We start from the raw sequence: 17,979 nt of genomic DNA, 5'->3' as shown, positions 1-17,979 counted from the left end.
TCAATTTTAACCCATTGGTCGACTGTTGGACTGTAAAAACTTTTAGTTGGTTACATTTGGGTAGATTTTTCACTTATGGATTTACACATTTTTAAATTACCTCGTGTTGTAAAGCACCTATTATTTTGGTTTGTTTTTATTGCTGTGGGAGTTTTTAGCGATTTTTCTAATTTAAATGAAGATTGTTTTATTGAAATAGTGGTTTACCACATTAATGACGCTTTTTTTGGAGCTGTATTGGCCTATTTAATGGCTTATTATTTTTTGACTGAACGATTTCTGAAAAAAGGTTATATAGTTTCTTCAATTGTTTTTTTATTTTCAGTTTACCTTTTGGCTGCTTTAAGCAGATTGTCTACAGTTCATTTGGCAGAACCATTAGTACGCAAGCCTCCTTTTATACAAGAATCACCATTTGAAATTCTTACTGATTTACGTTATATTGCTTTTAAATATGGACCAAGTGTTTTAACGGCAACCTTCATTTTTTATCTGGCCAAATTTTTCTCCGATTATTCAAAAGAAAGAGAAAAAAGGTTGTTGTTAAGTAAAGAAAAAACAGAAATTGAATTAAAGTCGTTGCGGTCACAACTTAATCCTCATTTTTTATTCAATACACTAAATAATATTTATTCATTATCTATAGATAATTCACCAAAAACTTCTCCGGCAATAGGAAAATTGTCCGATATTTTAGATTACGTATTGTATCGTTGTAATGATGATTTTGTTTCTGTGTCAAACGAAATGAAACTTATTGATGATTATATCGAATTGGAAAAGCTACGCTATGATGAACGTCTTGAAATAACGGTTGATACTTTTATTGAAATAGAAAATCAAGTGCCTCCACTTATTTTTCTTTCATTAGTTGAAAATGCTTTTAAGCATGGAGCAGGTGAGGACAGTGGCTTGCCAAAAATTTGGATAACTCTAAAAAGTACGATAGATCAAACGACATTCTCGGTTGTAAATACATGTTTAGATGTTGTTGTTGAAGAATTAAAGGAATCAATTGGATTAACCAACATAAAAAAGCAGTTGGAGTTAATATATGATAAACGTTACAGCATGTCTATAGAAAAAAAAGGTGGCTTATTTAGTGTAAATTTAATTCTGAAAAACGAAATTACTCATGAAAATTAAATGTCTTATAGTTGATGATGAACCTTTGGCTATAAGGTTGATTGAAAATCATATTTCAAAAATTGATGTATTAGAGGTCGTAGCTACTGCGAATAATGCAATGAAGGCGTTTGAAATTCTTAATACACAACAAATTGATTTACTTTTCTTGGATATAAAAATGCCTAATATTACAGGAATCGATTTTTTAAGAAGTTTGAAACATCCTCCAAAAACAATTTTTACTACGGCTTATAGAGATTTTGCTATTGAAAGTTATGAGTTGGAAGTTGTAGATTATTTGTTGAAACCAATAACATTTGAACGCTTTTTTAAATCAGTTGATAAGTTTTTGAGAGAAAAAATCTCTGTAAAAGTGGTTGATACAATACCTCAAAAAAAAGAAGAGTATATTTTGCTAAAATCAGCAGGTAAAAATTATAAAATAGCTTTAAATGATGTGGTTTATGTTGAAAGTATAAAAGATTATATTAAAGTTCATAAAACAGATGGTAGTTCTATCATTTCAAAATATAAAATTGGGAATCTTGAAGAAGAATTGCTAACACATGATTTCATAAGGATTCATAGATCTTACATTGTTAATGCTTCAAAAGTTACCGCTTTTTCTAATACAGATATTGAAGTTTCTGGTAAAGAGTTTCCCATTGGAGCTAGTTATAAAGATCAAGTTGATCTTTTCTTAGAAAAATTAAAAAAATGAAACTCCCATAGTGCTTTTTCTATGAGAAGTTACAAATCAATTAACATATTGTTAATGCAACTTGATTTATAATTCCTAAATAGTAAATTTGGGGAAAATTGTATAGACAATTAAAATTAAAAATCACAGTTATTGTTATATAAGAAATATTGAAATGAAATTGAACAAAACATTATTAATACTATTTGTTTTTACGCTAACTCTAGTAGGGTATAGTCAAGAAAAAATTAATCAATCAAATGCAAAAGGAGAGCGTCATGGTTTATGGAAAGGAATCTATGATGATTCAAAATTGCCTCGATATGAAGGGAATTTTGTAAATGGAAAGGAGCAAGGTGTTTTTACATATTATGCTAATAGCGATAAAAAAATAGTCATGGCTACTCGTAATTTTGATGGAAAGGGAGGAGCATATACCATATTTTTTGACGAAAAAGGAAATAAAGTTAGTGAAGGGAATGTCATAAATAAACTTAGAGAGGGTATTTGGAAATATTATCATAAAGGTGCTAACACAATTATGACAACCGAAAATTATATTAAAGATAAAATAGAAGGAGTTAGAAAAGTTTTTTATACAAATGGAGTCTTAGGAGAAGAAGTGATGTATAAAAATAATCTCAAACATGGTATTTCAAAAAAATACAATAAAGAAGGAAAACTTATTGAAGAATCTGTTTTTGCCCAAGATTTACTTCAAGGTCCATACAAAGTGTATGATGAATCTGGAAACCTTATTGTTGTTGGTAAATACAATAGTGATAAGAAAAAAGGAATTTGGAAATACTATGATAAAGGGAAATTAGTTCGTCAAATGAATGCTGATACTATAAACGGATATAAAAAACCAAGTGAGGCAAAAAAGATAAAAAAATAAATCTTTTTTGAGTAAAGTTTTAATTTGTTTTAAACTTTTGTTAAAAGCCACCTTACAGAGGTGGCTTTTATATTTGTTTTAAGATAGTACCAATAAATATTTTTAACTTTGCATCCTTAAAATTAATTTCATGAAAAGAGTTGTTGTAGGTTTATCAGGAGGAGTTGATTCGAGTGTTGCTGCTTATTTATTGAAGGAGCAGGGCTATGAAGTTATTGGCTTGTTTATGAAAAACTGGCACGATGATTCTGTTACAATTTCAAATGAATGTCCGTGGCTTGAAGATAGCAACGATGCATTACTGGTAGCTCAAAAATTGGGGATACCATTTCAAACTGTTGACTTAAGTGAACAATACAAGGAGAAAATTGTTGATTACATGTTCAGTGAATATGAAAAAGGACGTACGCCAAATCCTGATGTATTGTGTAATCGTGAGATCAAATTTGATGTTTTCATGAAAATAGCTCTTTCTCTAGGAGCAGATTATGTAGCAACTGGACATTATTGTCGCAAAGGTGAAATTGAAGTAGATGGAAAACCAATGTATCAGTTGTTAGCAGGAGTAGATGGAAATAAAGATCAATCTTATTTTTTATGTCAATTATCTCAAGATCAATTGGCTAAAGCATTATTTCCAATTGGTGAATTAACTAAACCTCAGGTTCGTGAAATTGCGGCTAAAATAGAATTAATTACAGCAGAAAAGAAAGATTCACAAGGACTTTGTTTTATTGGAAAAGTGCGTTTGCCAGAGTTTTTGCAACAACAATTACAGCCAAAGGAAGGGTTGATTTATGAAGTTTCTGCCGAAAATGAATTGTATCAAGAAAAACAAATTAATTTCGATTCTTTAGAAGAAAAATTAAAATACGAAGCAAAAAATACTCATTATACACCTAATACTGCCAAATTAGTTGGTAAGCATCAAGGAGCACATTACTATACAATTGGTCAACGAAAAGGATTGAATGTTGGAGGAACCAAAGAACCGTTGTTTATTATCGCGACAGATATTGAAACAAACTCAATTTATACAGGTCAAGGGCATAATCATCCAGGACTATTTAAAAAGGCTTTATTTGTTGCCAATGATGAGGTACACTGGATTCGTACAGATTTGAGTTTAAAATCGGGTGAAATCCTAAAAGTCAAAGCTCGTATTAGATATCGTCAGGAGTTGCAAGATGCAACACTTTATCAATTTGATAATGGAATGTATGTTGAGTTTAATCAGCCACAATCTGCTATTACAGAAGGACAATTTGTTTCATGGCATATTGGAGAGGAGTTAATAGGTTCGGGAGTTATTTCTTAAATAATTGTTTTATGAGATACTAGTTGTGTATATTTGAAAACCAAAAAACAACACAATGAAAACCATACTACTTGTATTTTTCTTCTTTTTCTCCCTTATTGCTTTTTCGCAGGAAGATGCATGGGTCTTTTTTACGGATAAACCCAATGCAAGTACTTTTTTCTCAAACCCATTGTCTGAATTAACTCAACGTTCTTTAGACAGAAGAACAACTCAGAATATAGCATTAGATATTAAAGACGCTCCTTTGCATCAACCTTACGTAAATCAAATTACTTCTGCTGCAGGAATTACTGTTTTAGCGAAGTCAAAATGGTTAAATATGCTTCATGTTAGAGGAACACAAGCTAATATTGCTGCTTTATCATCGTTGTCGTTTGTAGATCATATACAGTATGCTAACCATTCGTTAAATCCTGGAGGTAAAATTTCTGATTCATTTAATAAATCAAATTATGTTGATAAATGGTTAGATATAAATAACACTCAAGTGAATTATAACTATGGAAATTCAGCTGCACAAGTGCAAATGCTCAATTGTCATATTCTGCACCAACAAAACCATACTGGGCAAGGAAAAGTTGTAGCTATTTTAGATGCTGGATTTCCAGGTGTGAATACAGCTGCTCCTTTTTTAAGTTTGCGAGATAGAGGTTTAATACTTGGAGGATATGATTTTGTAAATAATTCGACTAGTTTTTATACAGGTAACCCTCATGGAACTAATGTGTTGTCAACTATGGGGGGCAATGCTGTCAATTTAGTTGGAACTGCCCCAGATGCATCATATTATTTGTTTATTACTGAAGATGTAGCTAGCGAAACGCCATTAGAGTTATCAAATTGGGTTGAAGCCGCTGAAGAAGCTGATAGGTTAGGGGTAGATGTTATTAATTCTTCTTTGGGATATTTTGGTTTTGATAATCCGGCTTATAGCTATACATATGCTAAGATGAACGGACAAACATCTGTTGCTTCAAGAGCTGTAGATATTGCTTTTTCAAAAGGAATGATTTGTGTGATTTCTGCTGGAAATGAAGGAGGTAAGGCTGAACCACATGTTGGTACGCCTGCAGATGCTCTTCATGCAATTACTGTAGGTTCAGTAACATCTGCTGAGGTAAAATCAGGGTTTAGTTCTATTGGCCCAACAGGTGATGGAAGAATGAAACCAGATTTAATGGCAATGGGTACTGCATCTGTTATTTCCAATACTTCAGGGACCATTACAACTGCTAATGGGACTTCTTTTTCATCTCCAATTTTAGCAGGAGCGATTGCTTCTTTTTGGTCGGCTTTTCCAAATAAAAAGAATTCGGAGATTGTACAGTTAGTTAAAGCGTCTGCAGATAGATATGCAGCTTCTGTTGTAACGCCAAACAATGATTATGGTTATGGTATTCCAGACTTCCAATTAGCCTTAAATACTGCTTTGTCTGTAACAGATTTTGAAAAAGAGAAAATTGCTTTGTATCCTAATCCAGTAAATGATTCATTTGTGGTTTCACTTCCTGAAAATTTACTTAATTCTCAGTTTGAACTTTTTAATTCTTTGGGGCAAAAAGTAAAATCAGAAATAATAGCACAACAAAAACAATCTATATACGTTCAAAATTTAAATTCTGGAATGTATTTTTATACGCTTTCTAATGGACAAAATAAGACTTCTGGAAAGCTAATCAAACAATAATTAATGAATAAAATAACTCAACTTTTTAATATTAAGTATCCAATCGTTCAAGGAGGAATGATTTGGAATAGTGGTTACAAACTTGCAAGTGCAGTTAGCAATGCAGGAGGATTAGGTTTAATTGGAGCAGGGTCAATGTATCCCAATGTTCTAAGAGAACATATTCAAAAATGTAAAAAAGCAACAGATAAACCGTTTGGAGTGAATGTTCCAATGTTGTATCCAAATATTGAAGAAATAATGGATATAATTGTTGAAGAGGGAGTGAAAATTGTATTTACTTCTGCAGGAAATCCAAAAACATGGACTAGTTTTTTAAAAGAAAAAGGAATTACAGTGGTTCATGTAGTAAGTAGTTCTAAATTTGCCTTGAAAGCACAAGAAGCGGGTGTAGATGCTATTGTAGCCGAAGGATTTGAAGCAGGCGGTCACAATGGAAGAGAAGAGACTACGACCTTGACGCTTATCCCTATGGTTAGAGAGAAAATTAGTATTCCCTTAATTGCTGCTGGAGGAATTGCGACAGGCAGAGGTATTTTGGCAGCAATGGTATTAGGAGCAGATGGTGTTCAGGTAGGTTCGCGTTTTGCGGCTTCGGTAGAAAGTTCTGCTCATGATGATTTCAAGAAAACCATAGTTGATTTAGAAGAAGGAGGAACACATCTTACTCTAAAAGAATTGGCACCAGTCAGACTTATAAAAAATAAATTCTACAACGATGTGCAAGAATTGTATACAAAATGTCCATCTGTAGATGATTTAAAAAACTTATTAGGAAGAGCAAGAGCAAAAAGAGGAATGTTTGAAGGGGATCTTGTAGAAGGGGAATTAGAAATTGGACAAATTTCTGGTCTTATTAAGGATATAAAACCAGTAAGCGAAATCGTTAACGATATGGTTACTGAATTTGAGAATGCTAAAAATAATATTCCACAATTATAATATGAAAAAATCAATCATAATCGTTTTTTTATTTTCAATTTTATTTACTTCAAAAGCTTTTAGTCAAAACTATAGATTTGAAATTTCTGAAGTTGCAATGTCTGTAAAGCAAGATGGGAAATGGAGCCCATTTACACCATTTAGAGAAGCAAAAATTGTTGCTACTTTAAATTCTAAAAAAAATCTAATTGCTATATACTCAGAATTGGTACAATTTTATAGAATTTATGAGTACAACGATAAGGTGAGTGTAGACGGAAAAGATATAGTTGGGTTTAACTGTATCGATCAGGATGGAGAAAAATGTAGAGTAGAAATTCATACCCGAAAGTCGAATAATACAAATCAATTATATGTAAGGCACCAAGGAAGAATTTTGGTCTATAACATGAAATATACAAAATAAAAAATCCCCTCAACTACGAGGGGATTTTTTACCTTTGCACTTAGCTACATGTTTAATTTTCTAATTAACAAAAAATGAAAAGAATACTATTATCTATAAATATTTTAATTGGTTTTACTGCTTTTGCTCAGCAACAACCACAGCCATCAACTCAACCTGCTCCAAAACCAAAGCTTGTTGTTGGAATTGTTGTAGATCAAATGAAAATGGAATATTTATATCGTTTTTCTGATGATTTTACTGAAGGCGGATTTAAGCGTTTAATGAACAACGGATTCACGTTTCATAATATGCATTACAATTATATGCCTACTTACACAGCTCCTGGTCACGCTTCAGTATATACAGGAACAACACCTGCTAGTCATGGTATTGTAGGTAATGAATGGTTTCATAGAACTTTAGGTAAAGAAGTATATTGTACAGATGATGCTTCTGTACAAACATTAGGTAATGGTACTGAAAAAGAAGGACAAATGTCACCTAAAAATTTGCAAGCGACTACAATTACTGATGAATTGCGTTTGGCAACAAATTTTAAAGGAAAAGTCATTGGAATAAGCATAAAAGATCGTGGTGCGATATTGCCTGCGGGACATTTTGCCAATTTTGCTTTTTGGTATAGTAAAACAGGATCTTTCATATCTAGTACTTTTTATGGAAAAGAATTGCCTTCATGGGTAACAGCTTTTAATGCAGAGAAAAATTATGAGAGATATATAAATCAAGGTTGGGGTCTTTTAAAGCCAAAAGAAGTATATAACGAAAGTCTTCCTGATGATAACCCTTATGAAGGTAAATTGTATAAAAAAGCAGCTTTTTTTCCGTACAACATGAAAGAAATGATGGATGCTAATGATGCAGGAGTTTTGCGTTCAAGTCCTTACGGAAATAACTTATTGGCTGATTTTGCGATAAGAGCAATCGATAAAGAAGGTTTGGGTACAGATAATATTACCGACTTTTTAACGGTTAGTTTTTCTTCGACAGATTATGTTGGACACACATTTGGCCCACGTTCTATAGAACTTCAGGATACTTATTTGCGTTTAGATCAAACTATTGGTTCATTTTTACAATATTTAGATGTTAAAGTAGGTAAAGGAAATTATTTGGTTTTCTTAACTGCTGACCATGCTGGAGCCGAAAATGTTAATCATTTAAAGGATAACAAATATGATGTAGAAAATATAAGTGAGAAAAATTTAGAAATGGCTATGGCCGAATTTTCTAAAACTTATTTTGGAGATGACTTGTTATTGAACTATTCAAATTACAATGTCTTTTTTGATAAAGAAAAATTAAAAGCTAAGGGATTAGAATTAGTTAAAGTAAAACAAGCTTTTAAAGAGTTTTTAATGACTCAAAAACATGTTCGTAGAGTTTATACAGAAGAAGAAATTTTAGCATCATCTGGAGCTGATTATTATTTAAATTTCATGCTGAAAGGGTATGATCCAACTCAAAATGGTGATTTAATTATTTTAGATAAACCGGGTTATATAGAATATTATGGAACAGGAACATCACATGGAACTCCATACAGCTATGATACCCATGTACCATGTATTTTCTTTGGTTGGGATATTAAGAAAGGTGAGTCTCATGATAAAAAAGAGATCACTCAAATTGCACCAACATTGGCACAAAAACTAAAAATCACTTTTCCAAATGCTACAGAAGCAAAAGTAATGACGGAAATATTTAATAAATAAAATAAAAGCCTCTTTTAAAGAGGCTTTTATTTTAAAAGTAATGTTTGAAAATTAATTTAACTTGTTGATATCAATTTTATTATAGAGTTTTCCATTGTTTGGGAAGTAATAGAACCCATCTTTTTCTTTTTCTTTGAATTTTTCCTCAGATTGTACTTTTGAAATCATTTTTAAGGTATTATTTTCATAAAAATAGATTCCTTCTTGTTTTGGCAATTTTCCTTTCCAATTTCTAGGAATTGAATCAACACTAAATTTTATACCATTTGTTTTAAAAACAAAACTACCCTCTGTATAAAAATCTGAATAAACCCAAATGCCGTTCTTTCTATTGTCACTATTCTCGTCAATTAAAAATTCTACAATTTTTGTATGAATAACTGAATCATTTGCTAGCTCACAATCTGAATTAAAAAGATATAATTTGTTGGATTTTACTAAAAGATTGGGATAAGGATCTGTTGCAGAATCGCCAGCTTTGTATATTGAATATTTAGGTTTTTTGACTAATGTTTTTTGAATGCTAAGATTTCGTAAGTCATTTTCATTTATTACTTTGTAAGGACTTTCACATGAGAAAAAAGTTATAGCCAATAAAAAAATAAAAAGCCATTTTATTTCAAATAGCTTTTTAGATAAATTACTGTAATTATGTTTTAGCATCGTAAAGTTCTTTAAAAAAAAGATTTTATTTCTTAATAAATATAGACATCTTTTTAAGATAATGATTTCAATAATTCTTCAAGATTGCTAATTGATGCTGTAAAACCTTCTTTGAAACCCATTTCTATCATTTTTTCCATGCGTTCACGCGATTCATTATAAATAGTAATACAAACATTTGTTTTTCCTTCCAGTTCACTAAATACATAATCCCAGTTTGATCCTGGTAATTGTGGGTTTTCATTTTCATCTGCAAAAGCATTAAACATTTTGAAATTTGTTTTTGGCTTTATAGCACTAAATTCTTGAATGGCCCAAAATTCTTTTCCATCAGGACTTACCATGGCATAAAATCTTTTACCTCCTTCTTCAAAATTCATGTATTTCGTTCTAGCCGTCCAAGGTTTTGGTGCTACCCATTGATCTAGTAGTTCTGCAGTGGTGAAAGCATCCCAAACTAATGAAAGATCTGCTGCAAATTCTCTGTTAATTGTTACCGTTTTTGCTTCTTTGTCAACGATAAAATCGAATAATAAATTACTTTCCATTTTTACTTTTTTTAATTGTTGATAATATTTTGTCAAGTTGATTGAAACTGGTTTCCCAAATTTTTCTGTATTGCTCTAACCAGTTGTCTATTTCTTTCATTTTGTCTATTTGAAGCGAATAATAAATCTCTCTTCCTTGATGCTCTTGTTTTACAAGTTCACATTCGGTCAAAATTTTTAAATGTTTTGAAACTGCCTGTCGTGTAGTGTTAAAATTATCAGCTATAGCATTTGGAGTCAATGCTTCAATAGCTATTAATGCTATAATGGCTCTTCTTGTAGGATCTGCTATCGCCTGAAAAACATCTCTTCTCATTGGTTTAAAAATTAAATTACGAAACCATTCAGTTGCAAATTTATATGAAACTTTTTGGTTGCGCAAATATTTTTTAAGTTTTTTATTGATTATTAGATACTTGAGGTGTAGAATGATTATTGTTTGATAAAAGGATTGCAATTTATTTTTGTCTGCAAGCACATTCATGATGTTTGTTAAGATTGTCAAAAGTATCCTCGCACATTTTTTTAAGCGTTTCAATATTGATATCTGATAGCTTTTTTATGTATATGCAAGCTTTACCCATTTTATACTTTCCAAGTTCGTCTAATAAATGTTTGTTTTCTTCAGTTGGTGAATATACATATAATGAAAATTCAGCTTTTCGGGGAGAAAAACCAATTAAAGGCGCATCACCTTCATGCCCGCTTGTGTATTTGTAATGATAACTCCCAAATCCAATTATCGTTGGTCCCCACATTTTAGGTTCAAACCCTGACCATTCACTCATTAGTTCAATGAGTTTTAGGCTGTCAGCCTTTTTTTGCTCATTGTCAACATAAGAATTCACAAATTCAATGACATTAACTTCGGTAGATGTAGTTTTGTTTTTTGCCATGTTTACTATAAAGCTTTACTATTTTCTGATTTTCTTTTATCATCTAGTTTTTGACCAGCTTGATAATAAATGAATAGTGTAAAAACTCCAATAATTATTGGTGTAAAAATAAATACATAATCAAGTATTTCATTCAAGCCTGTTTTTAAGTATAATGTTTTAACAGTGTAATATTCAAATAAGAATGGAAAAAAAACTAATCCAATAATTGTAGGAATCAAAAATAATCCAAGTATGCATCCTAATTTTTTAGATTTAACTTGGGTGTTATGATATATGATGTGATCGACAAATGAAAATGGTTTTAATCTCTCATTTAAATATGAGTATTCTTTGATTGAAAAAATTTTTGATGTAAGATTTTTGAAAATAAATTTTTGTTCAATTAATTCAATCCATAATGTTGCATATTTATAATAACTGTATGCAAAAATTGATGGTATTATTGAAATCGCAAACAAATGATCATCAAGTTTAAATGGACCAATTGAAATTTCGCTGATTTTTGTTTCAACTATTAAGGGGAAAGCAAAGGCCGTTAGTATGAGAATTATTAAAAGTGAGTTAAGAGATTTTCTATTTTCATCAATTCTTAAGTTAAGAAGATTTAAATATTTTTCTTTTAATTCAATTGTATTTAACTTTTCAAGTATAATTTTTGATATTTCTTCATCTTTTGTCATTTTAGTTTTTTTTAAGTCACTATCCCAAATATACGGAACTACTATTAATCTCAAATTACATAAAAACAAAAATCCCTAATTTATATTAGGGATTTTGTGCTAGAACTCAAGTTCTATTTGGTTTAGTAGTAAATCATCAAAAGTTTCTTTTTGTCGTATTAGGTGCGCTTTGCCATCTTTCCAAAGTATTTCTGCGGGTTTGTAGCGAGAGTTGTAGTTAGACGACATGCTAAAACAATACGCTCCAGCATTTTTAAAGCTTAAAATGTCGCCTTCTTTAATTTCGGCAATACGTCTGTTAGTGGCAAAAGTATCTGTTTCACAAATATATCCAACAACTGAGTAAAATCGTTCTTTCCCTTTTGGATGTGTAATGTTTTCTATATAATGTTCTGAACCGTAAAACATTGGGCGGATTAAATGGTTAAATCCAGAATCAATTCCTGCAAAAACGGTTGAAGTGGTTTGTTTTACCACATTCACTTTTGCTAAGAAAAAGCCTGCTTCACTTACTAAAAATTTACCTGGTTCAAAAGCTAATGTCAATTCTCTTCCGTATTCTTTTTCGAAAGCTAAAAATCGTTTAGTTAATTTTCTTCCTAATTCCTCTACATTGGTTTCAATATCACCTTTTTTGTAAGGTACTTTAAATCCGCTTCCAAAATCTATAAAGTCTAACTCTTTGAAATGTTTGGCAGTATCAAATAAAATTTCGGCAGCATATAAAAACACCTGAATATCTAAAATGTCAGATCCTGTATGCATGTGAATTCCGTTAATGTGCATTCCGGTGTTTTCTACAATGCGAAGAATGTGAGGTAATTGATGTATTGAAATACCAAATTTACTATCAATATGGCCTACGGATATGTTCGAGTTTCCGCCGGCCATGACATGAGGATTTATTCGGATGCAAACTGGGGTTTTGGGATGTTTTGCTCCAAATTGCTCTAATATAGAAAGGTTGTCGATGTTAATTTGTGCTCCTAATGCAGCTACTTCTTCAATTTCATCCATTGAAACACCATTAGGAGTATAGATAATGTTATCTGGAGAAAAGCCTGCACGGAGTCCTAATTGTACTTCTTGAATAGAAACAGTGTCTAATCCTGAGCCAAGCTGTTTAAAAAGTTTTAAAATGGAAATGTTAGATAAGGCCTTAACTGCATAATTAATACGTAGTTTTTCAACCTTAGCAAAAGCCGAAGTTAATCTATTATACTGTGATTCAATTTTATGGGCATCGTATACATAAACTGGTGCTCCATATTCATTTGCAATTTGTAAAAGTTGTTGCGTTTCCATTTCATTTAAATTTTGGCAAAAATAGGTTTATATAAATTAAGAATAAAATTATTAAACAAATAATATAAAAAAATAACAAAAAGTTATATTTAAAACAAAAGATAAAAAATATATTTTAAAAAACACACAAAAAAGAAAGTGATTTTAAGTATTAAATTGTTTAGGAATTTATTATTTTTGTTGCACTTTATTAAAGTCAAAAGATACATTATGAATTTACACGAATATCAAGGAAAACAGATATTAGCAAGCTACGGAGTGCGTGTTCAACGTGGTTATGTGGCGAACAACGCTGAAGAAGCGGTTGCAAAAGCAAAACAACTTACGGCAGAAACTGGAACAGGTTGGCACGTAATTAAAGCTCAAATTCACGCTGGTGGTCGTGGAAAAGGAGGAGGAGTGAAGTTGGCTAAAAATTTAGATCAAGTTCATGAAATTGCAGGTCAAATCATTGGAATGGATTTGATTACACCTCAAACACCTCCAACTGGTAAAAGAGTTCATAAAGTATTAGTAGCTGAGGATGTTTACTATCCAGGTGAAAGTGAAACTAAAGAGTTTTACATGTCGGTTTTATTAAACCGTGGTAAAGGTCGTAATATGATCATGTATTCTACAGAAGGTGGTATGGATATCGAAGAAGTGGCTGAGCACACTCCAGAGAAAATCTTTACTGAAGAAATTGATCCTGCTGTAGGTTTACAAGGTTTCCAAGCTAGAAGAATTGCTTTCAACTTAGGTTTATCTGGTGAAGCATTCAAAGAAATGGTAAAATTTGTTGATGCTTTATACAAAGCATATATTGGTTCAGATTCATCTATGTTTGAAATCAACCCAGTATTAAAAACTTCTGACAATAAAATCATGGCAGTTGATGCTAAAGTATCGTTAGATGACAATGCTTTATACCGTCATGCTGATTTAGCAGAAATGAGAGATATTACAGAAGAGCGTCCAATTGAAGTTGAAGCTAAAGAAGCTGGATTAAACTATGTTGATCTTGATGGAACTGTAGGTTGTATGGTAAACGGAGCTGGTTTAGCAATGGCTACTATGGACTTAATTAAATATGCAGGTTTCGAACCAGCTAACTTCCTTGATGTAGGTGGTACAGCTGATGCTAAACGTGTTGAGACAGCTTTCCGTATTATCTTAAAAGATCCTAACGTAAAAGCTATCTTAATTAACATTTTTGGTGGTATCGTTCGTTGTGACCGTGTTGCTCAAGGTGTTGTTGATGCTTACAAAAATATGGGAGACGATATTAAAGTGCCTATCATTGTACGTTTACAAGGAACAAATGCAGAAATTGCTAAAGAATTAATCGATAATTCTGGAATGCCAATCTTATCTGCAGTACAATTCCAAGAAGCTGCTGATCAAGTTAAAGCTGCTTTAAGCTAATAAAAGACATTTAGTCAAAATAATAAAAAAAGCCTTAGTGAAAACTAAGGCTTTTTTGTTACCACATTGTAAATTTTTAAGTTTCTTTTAAGATTAGTTAAGGTAATGCTTACTAATTTGAAAATTAGAATTGTGTTTTTTATAATAAATTTCTTTCTTATTTATGAGGTTGTTAAAGTTTTTTAATTTTCTTAAAAGGATTGATAATGTGTAATTTTTGAAAGATTAAAAGTAAGTTAAGCTATTGATTTGCATGTTTTTGTATGTATATCTGAAGTAATTTTGGACTGTAATCTTAAACAAATAAAAAAAGAAAACATGAAAAAATTAATGCTATTATTAGGTGTTTTATTGTTGAATGTTACGTTTGCAAAAGCAAATGATGTATTGCCTGTTGATGACTATCCAAAAGCTGTAAAAAACATTACTAAATTACTTGGATCATTAACTATTAATGAAGAATTTGAAAAAGCTGAAACAATACGATTTACTGCAATGGTGAATAATAATGATGAGCTTATTGTATTACAAGTAAATAGTAAAAATGATTCTTTTAAGAACTACTTGGTGAAAAATTTAAATTATCAAAAAATAGAAAAAGAAATAATGACTCCTGGTAAATTGTATTCTTTCGTAGTTACTTTTAGACCAGAATAATTCCATTAGAATAGATAAAAAATAAAAGGGCTTTTAAGCCCTTTTATTATATCGTATTTTGCTCTTGCGTTTCTTTGACTTCAGCAGAAAGATAGTTGTAATCAGGATTGTGGTTATCCCAAATTTTCCAAACACCTTGCCTCTTTTTAATAAAATAGGTTTGCTTGTTTAGCTTGTTATAGTTTTTAGCTATCCTGTTGTTTTCATCTAGCCATTCTATATTCCAAAATTCATTGACTTGAGCAACAACTAAGTCATTGTCTAAATGTTTGGTTTTGAAATCAAATACTTCGAAGTTAGATCTATTATCTTCATTATTTACTCTGTACTTTAGTTTGGCATGCCTTTCTAAATAATCTGATATCCTTTTTTTAAAAGGCGCATCATCAAATACATATTCAGTAATAGGAGTTAAATCTATAGTAGGAAGTTTTTGCATACAGATAAATTCTGAATGACAATAATTGTAAACTATATCTTGAAAAAAAAGATCATTAATTTCTTCTTCAATAATATTTTTTTTAGTTGTTACTTCATTAATGATTTCAGATTTCGATTGGTTTTTTAAGTAATTGTTTAGTGATGAATATCCTAAAAAAATCGCCAGTTTATCTAATGTTTTTAAAAAACGTAAATCTGGATTTTCTTTTGCTGAATAATCATCGTTAAAAATTCGTTGAAGCGTAATACTCGATATAGTAGTTCCTAGTTCATTTCGTTTCTTTCCTTGTAGATGCTCGGAGTTTGAAAGGGTATCTGCTATAATTTCAGAAAGTGTTATAAATTGTGCTCTTTTCCATTTTGTACAAACTCCTATAGAGCTGTTGGTTACAATTGGGGAATTGCAAATACTCATCTTAAGCAAATCAATTATCGCTTTCATGGTAGGTTCGGTTTTTGGTTGTTAAACATTAACTTAATTTGTTATTGTGATTAAGTTAATATTTTTTTATGAGTATTTTTCTGTCAAATTTTTGTTTTAAGGGTTAATAATTTTGCAATATTAAATAATTAACTACGTAAACCAAAGTATTTTATGAAAAAAACAATAAAATCGACAATTAAATCGTTAGGATTTTTTCTTTTTGCTATTTTAGTGTTTATTTCTTGTGAGAAAGACGTAGGTGATAACTGACAAGAAGGAAAGTTAATGAATGGAAAAGTCAATCTCCTTGATCCAAGAAGATATGGCTGTGCCGAATTTTCTCCAGAATATTTAAAATCATTGATTTACTTCTCCAGATGAATATAGAGCACAATTATCTCTATTGCGTCTAGATTTAACAGATTCACAAAAGAGTATTGCCAATATAACTGCATTACCTACAACACAAAAAAGAACTTGGGCAGCAGGAAGAAAATCGAATGGCTGGTTTTATGTTAACTCTACGTCTGTAGATGACATTAAATATTTTTTAAGTCAGAACCTATCCTATCCAGTTGCGGCTTGTTTTGATGTAAATCAGAGTTTTTATGATGCTAGAGACTATAATTATGTTTGGTCTTCGCTTTATGGTTCAAGACAAGGCGGGTATTGTGTTTGTATTGTTGGCTATAATGATACTACAGACAGTTTAAAGTTCAAAATTCTTGGGGATCAGGCTAGGGAGGGAATAAGTGGCTATTTTTATGTAACCTATGATAATATAACAAGAGGAGCATTTAATTGGTTAGGATGTATTTTACCAAATTTGGCTCAATAAATTAAGTATGGTTAATTAAAAAGAGCGGTTCAATTGGTCCGCCCTTTTGTTATATAATTTTATTGATTTTTCTTTGGTTTATTTTTACCATTTTTGAACTTCACATTTTGAACTACGGGTTCTTTTTTTGTAGTTGAAGATGATTTTGAATTAAAATTCTTCTTAAAATCAGTCTTTGGTTTATCTGTTTTAGGAGCGATTTTTACAAACGATTTTGCTTCAGTTTGATTTTTCTTTAAAACTTCTTTAGGATTCTTAGGATTTTCTTTTGTTCCTCTTAAATGAATAACCAATCCATTCAAAAAATTTCGTAATACCTGATCACCACATTCAATATATTTAGGGTGGTCATCTTGACGAAAAAAGTTTCCAACCTCTCCTTTAGACATTCTGAAATTTACTAATTGCATAATCTCTACAATTTGATCATCGCGTAATTGAAGTGCTACTCTAAGTTTTTTGAATATTTCATTGTTATTCATACATCATTTATTTTAAAAGCCAAAGGTACGCTTTTGGAAACGCTTCTCGCCATAATTTTTCATTATGTTGTCCTCCTTCAACTACTTGAATTTCAATTTGACTGAATGAATTCACTTTTCGTTTTAGTAAATCGGTCATTTTATTCATGTCAGTTACCATAGCTTCATCTTCATTATCACCACATAGAAAATACATTTTGGCATTAGTTTTCGGGCTATTTTCTGTCAAAGTATAGATTTCGTTACTAAACCAAAACGAGGGAGAAAAAACGATGGCTTTATCAAAAATATCAGGATATTGTAGTAATGCATAATAAGAAACCAAACCTCCTAATGAACTTCCTGCAATAGATGTTGATTCAGGTTTTTTTAATGTTCTGTAGTTTTTGTCCACATGAGGTTTTAAAGTTTTAACAATAAAATCCAAGTAGTTATATGCATCTCCACCACCGTATTTTTCATTTTTATATGGAGTTAATTCGCTTATTCGTTTATCATTGCCGTGTTCTATTCCAACAACAATTGTTTCGGCATTTAAACTGTCTAAAGTTTCGTCGATATTCCATTCACCAGAAAAAGAAGTTGATTTGTCAAACAAGTTTTGAGCATCATGCATGTAGATAACTGGATACTTCTTTTTGCTTTCTTCATAGTTTTTAGGTAAGTAAATCCATATTTTTTTTGAAGTTTTTAGTTGTGGAGCATCAATAGTAAAAGTAGAAACCTGTTTACTGGCAGTACTTTCCTGAGCTTTTAATCCTTCAAAAGCTAAAACGAACATAGTAAGTAGCAATATTTTTTTCAACATATTTCAGATTTACATTAAAAAGTATAGTTTTGC

20 protein-coding genes are annotated in these 17,979 nt (G+C 30.9%); 11 read left to right on the top strand and 9 right to left on the bottom strand.

The window, feature by feature from the left end; translation table 11 throughout:
* Positions 1 to 75 precede the first annotated feature (75 nt).
* From LJY17_RS06445 to pafA, 8 genes are all read left to right on the top strand, one after another.
* Positions 76 to 1,146 carry a sensor histidine kinase gene (locus LJY17_RS06445; RefSeq protein ID WP_264543022.1) on the top strand — a complete coding sequence of 357 codons (1,071 nt, stop codon included), beginning with the start codon at positions 76 to 78 and terminating at the stop codon, positions 1,144 to 1,146.
* Positions 1,136 to 1,849: a LytR/AlgR family response regulator transcription factor gene (locus LJY17_RS06440; protein ID WP_264543021.1), complete on the top strand. Its 714-nt coding sequence runs from the start codon at positions 1,136 to 1,138 to the stop codon at positions 1,847 to 1,849. Before LJY17_RS06445 ends, LJY17_RS06440 begins: the two co-directional genes overlap by 11 nt.
* 154 nt (positions 1,850 to 2,003) lie before the next feature.
* Positions 2,004 to 2,726: a toxin-antitoxin system YwqK family antitoxin gene (locus tag LJY17_RS06435; RefSeq protein WP_264543020.1), complete on the top strand. Its 723-nt coding sequence runs from the start codon at positions 2,004 to 2,006 to the stop codon at positions 2,724 to 2,726.
* A gap of 130 nt (positions 2,727 to 2,856) precedes the next feature.
* Complete coding sequence (gene mnmA, locus LJY17_RS06430; RefSeq protein ID WP_264543019.1) at positions 2,857 to 4,044, top strand: tRNA 2-thiouridine(34) synthase MnmA; 1,188 nt, start codon at positions 2,857 to 2,859, stop codon at positions 4,042 to 4,044.
* Between the two features lie 55 nt (positions 4,045 to 4,099).
* A complete protein-coding gene (locus LJY17_RS06425; RefSeq protein WP_264543018.1) occupies positions 4,100 to 5,734 on the top strand; it encodes a S8 family serine peptidase in 1,635 nt (544 codons plus the stop codon).
* A 3-nt stretch (positions 5,735 to 5,737) separates the two neighbouring features.
* Positions 5,738 to 6,676, top strand: a complete 939-nt coding sequence (locus LJY17_RS06420) for an NAD(P)H-dependent flavin oxidoreductase (RefSeq protein ID WP_264543017.1) — start codon at positions 5,738 to 5,740, stop codon at positions 6,674 to 6,676.
* A 1-nt stretch (position 6,677) separates the two neighbouring features.
* The gene (locus LJY17_RS06415; protein ID WP_264543016.1) at positions 6,678 to 7,082 is read left to right on the top strand and encodes a hypothetical protein; all 405 of its coding nucleotides are present in this window, start codon (positions 6,678 to 6,680) and stop codon (positions 7,080 to 7,082) included.
* A gap of 74 nt (positions 7,083 to 7,156) precedes the next feature.
* Positions 7,157 to 8,797 carry an alkaline phosphatase PafA gene (pafA, locus tag LJY17_RS06410; RefSeq protein ID WP_264543015.1) on the top strand — a complete coding sequence of 547 codons (1,641 nt, stop codon included), beginning with the start codon at positions 7,157 to 7,159 and terminating at the stop codon, positions 8,795 to 8,797.
* 51 nt (positions 8,798 to 8,848) lie between these two features.
* Here pafA and LJY17_RS06405 read toward each other — a convergent pair whose 3' ends face one another.
* The 6 genes from LJY17_RS06405 to lysA all read right to left on the bottom strand — a co-directional run bounded on the left by LJY17_RS06405 (position 8,849) and on the right by lysA (position 12,892).
* On the bottom strand, positions 8,849 to 9,460 hold the full coding sequence (locus LJY17_RS06405; protein WP_264543014.1) for a hypothetical protein: 612 nt from the start codon (positions 9,458 to 9,460) through the stop codon (positions 8,849 to 8,851).
* Between the two features lie 53 nt (positions 9,461 to 9,513).
* Positions 9,514 to 10,008, bottom strand: a complete 495-nt coding sequence (locus LJY17_RS06400; RefSeq protein ID WP_264543013.1) for an SRPBCC family protein — start codon at positions 10,006 to 10,008, stop codon at positions 9,514 to 9,516.
* A complete protein-coding gene (locus LJY17_RS06395; protein WP_264543012.1) occupies positions 9,998 to 10,324 on the bottom strand; it encodes an ArsR/SmtB family transcription factor in 327 nt (108 codons plus the stop codon). Before LJY17_RS06395 ends, LJY17_RS06400 begins: the two co-directional genes overlap by 11 nt.
* Positions 10,325 to 10,466: 142 nt before the next feature.
* Positions 10,467 to 10,904 (bottom strand): DUF1801 domain-containing protein, encoded by a 438-nt coding sequence (locus tag LJY17_RS06390; protein WP_264543011.1) that lies wholly within the window; start codon positions 10,902 to 10,904, stop codon positions 10,467 to 10,469.
* A 5-nt stretch (positions 10,905 to 10,909) separates the two neighbouring features.
* Complete coding sequence (locus LJY17_RS06385; RefSeq protein ID WP_264543010.1) at positions 10,910 to 11,587, bottom strand: hypothetical protein; 678 nt, start codon at positions 11,585 to 11,587, stop codon at positions 10,910 to 10,912.
* A gap of 99 nt (positions 11,588 to 11,686) precedes the next feature.
* A complete protein-coding gene (gene lysA, locus LJY17_RS06380) occupies positions 11,687 to 12,892 on the bottom strand; it encodes a diaminopimelate decarboxylase (protein ID WP_264543009.1) in 1,206 nt (401 codons plus the stop codon).
* 210 nt (positions 12,893 to 13,102) lie between these two features.
* Here lysA and sucC point away from each other — a divergent pair, with 210 nt between their 5' ends.
* Complete coding sequence (sucC, locus tag LJY17_RS06375) at positions 13,103 to 14,296, top strand: ADP-forming succinate--CoA ligase subunit beta (protein WP_264543008.1); 1,194 nt, start codon at positions 13,103 to 13,105, stop codon at positions 14,294 to 14,296.
* A gap of 318 nt (positions 14,297 to 14,614) precedes the next feature.
* Entirely contained in the window at positions 14,615 to 14,953 is a 339-nt protein-coding gene (locus LJY17_RS06370) for a hypothetical protein (RefSeq protein ID WP_264543007.1), read from the top strand.
* A 46-nt stretch (positions 14,954 to 14,999) separates the two neighbouring features.
* On the opposite strand, the gene LJY17_RS06365 is transcribed toward LJY17_RS06370, so the two are convergent.
* Entirely contained in the window at positions 15,000 to 15,836 is an 837-nt protein-coding gene (locus LJY17_RS06365; protein WP_264543006.1) for a hypothetical protein, read from the bottom strand.
* Positions 15,837 to 16,221: 385 nt separating this feature from the next.
* On the opposite strand from LJY17_RS06365, the gene LJY17_RS06360 reads away from it, so the two are divergent.
* Positions 16,222 to 16,656 (top strand): hypothetical protein, encoded by a 435-nt coding sequence (locus tag LJY17_RS06360; RefSeq protein WP_264543005.1) that lies wholly within the window; start codon positions 16,222 to 16,224, stop codon positions 16,654 to 16,656.
* Between the two features lie 59 nt (positions 16,657 to 16,715).
* Here the strand turns inward: LJY17_RS06360 and LJY17_RS06355 are convergent, their stop codons facing one another.
* Together LJY17_RS06355 and LJY17_RS06350 are read right to left on the bottom strand one after the other, a co-directional pair.
* Positions 16,716 to 17,138 carry a DUF1456 family protein gene (locus LJY17_RS06355; RefSeq protein ID WP_264543004.1) on the bottom strand — a complete coding sequence of 141 codons (423 nt, stop codon included), beginning with the start codon at positions 17,136 to 17,138 and terminating at the stop codon, positions 16,716 to 16,718.
* Positions 17,139 to 17,145: 7 nt separating this feature from the next.
* A complete protein-coding gene (locus tag LJY17_RS06350) occupies positions 17,146 to 17,946 on the bottom strand; it encodes an alpha/beta hydrolase (RefSeq protein WP_264543003.1) in 801 nt (266 codons plus the stop codon).
* Positions 17,947 to 17,979: the final 33 nt, after the last annotated feature.

This window comes from Flavobacterium hankyongi (assembly GCF_036840915.1).
In the GTDB taxonomy this organism is placed as follows: Bacteria; Bacteroidota; Bacteroidia; order Flavobacteriales; family Flavobacteriaceae; genus Flavobacterium; species Flavobacterium hankyongi.
This window is presented reverse-complemented; position numbering and strand designations above follow the sequence as displayed.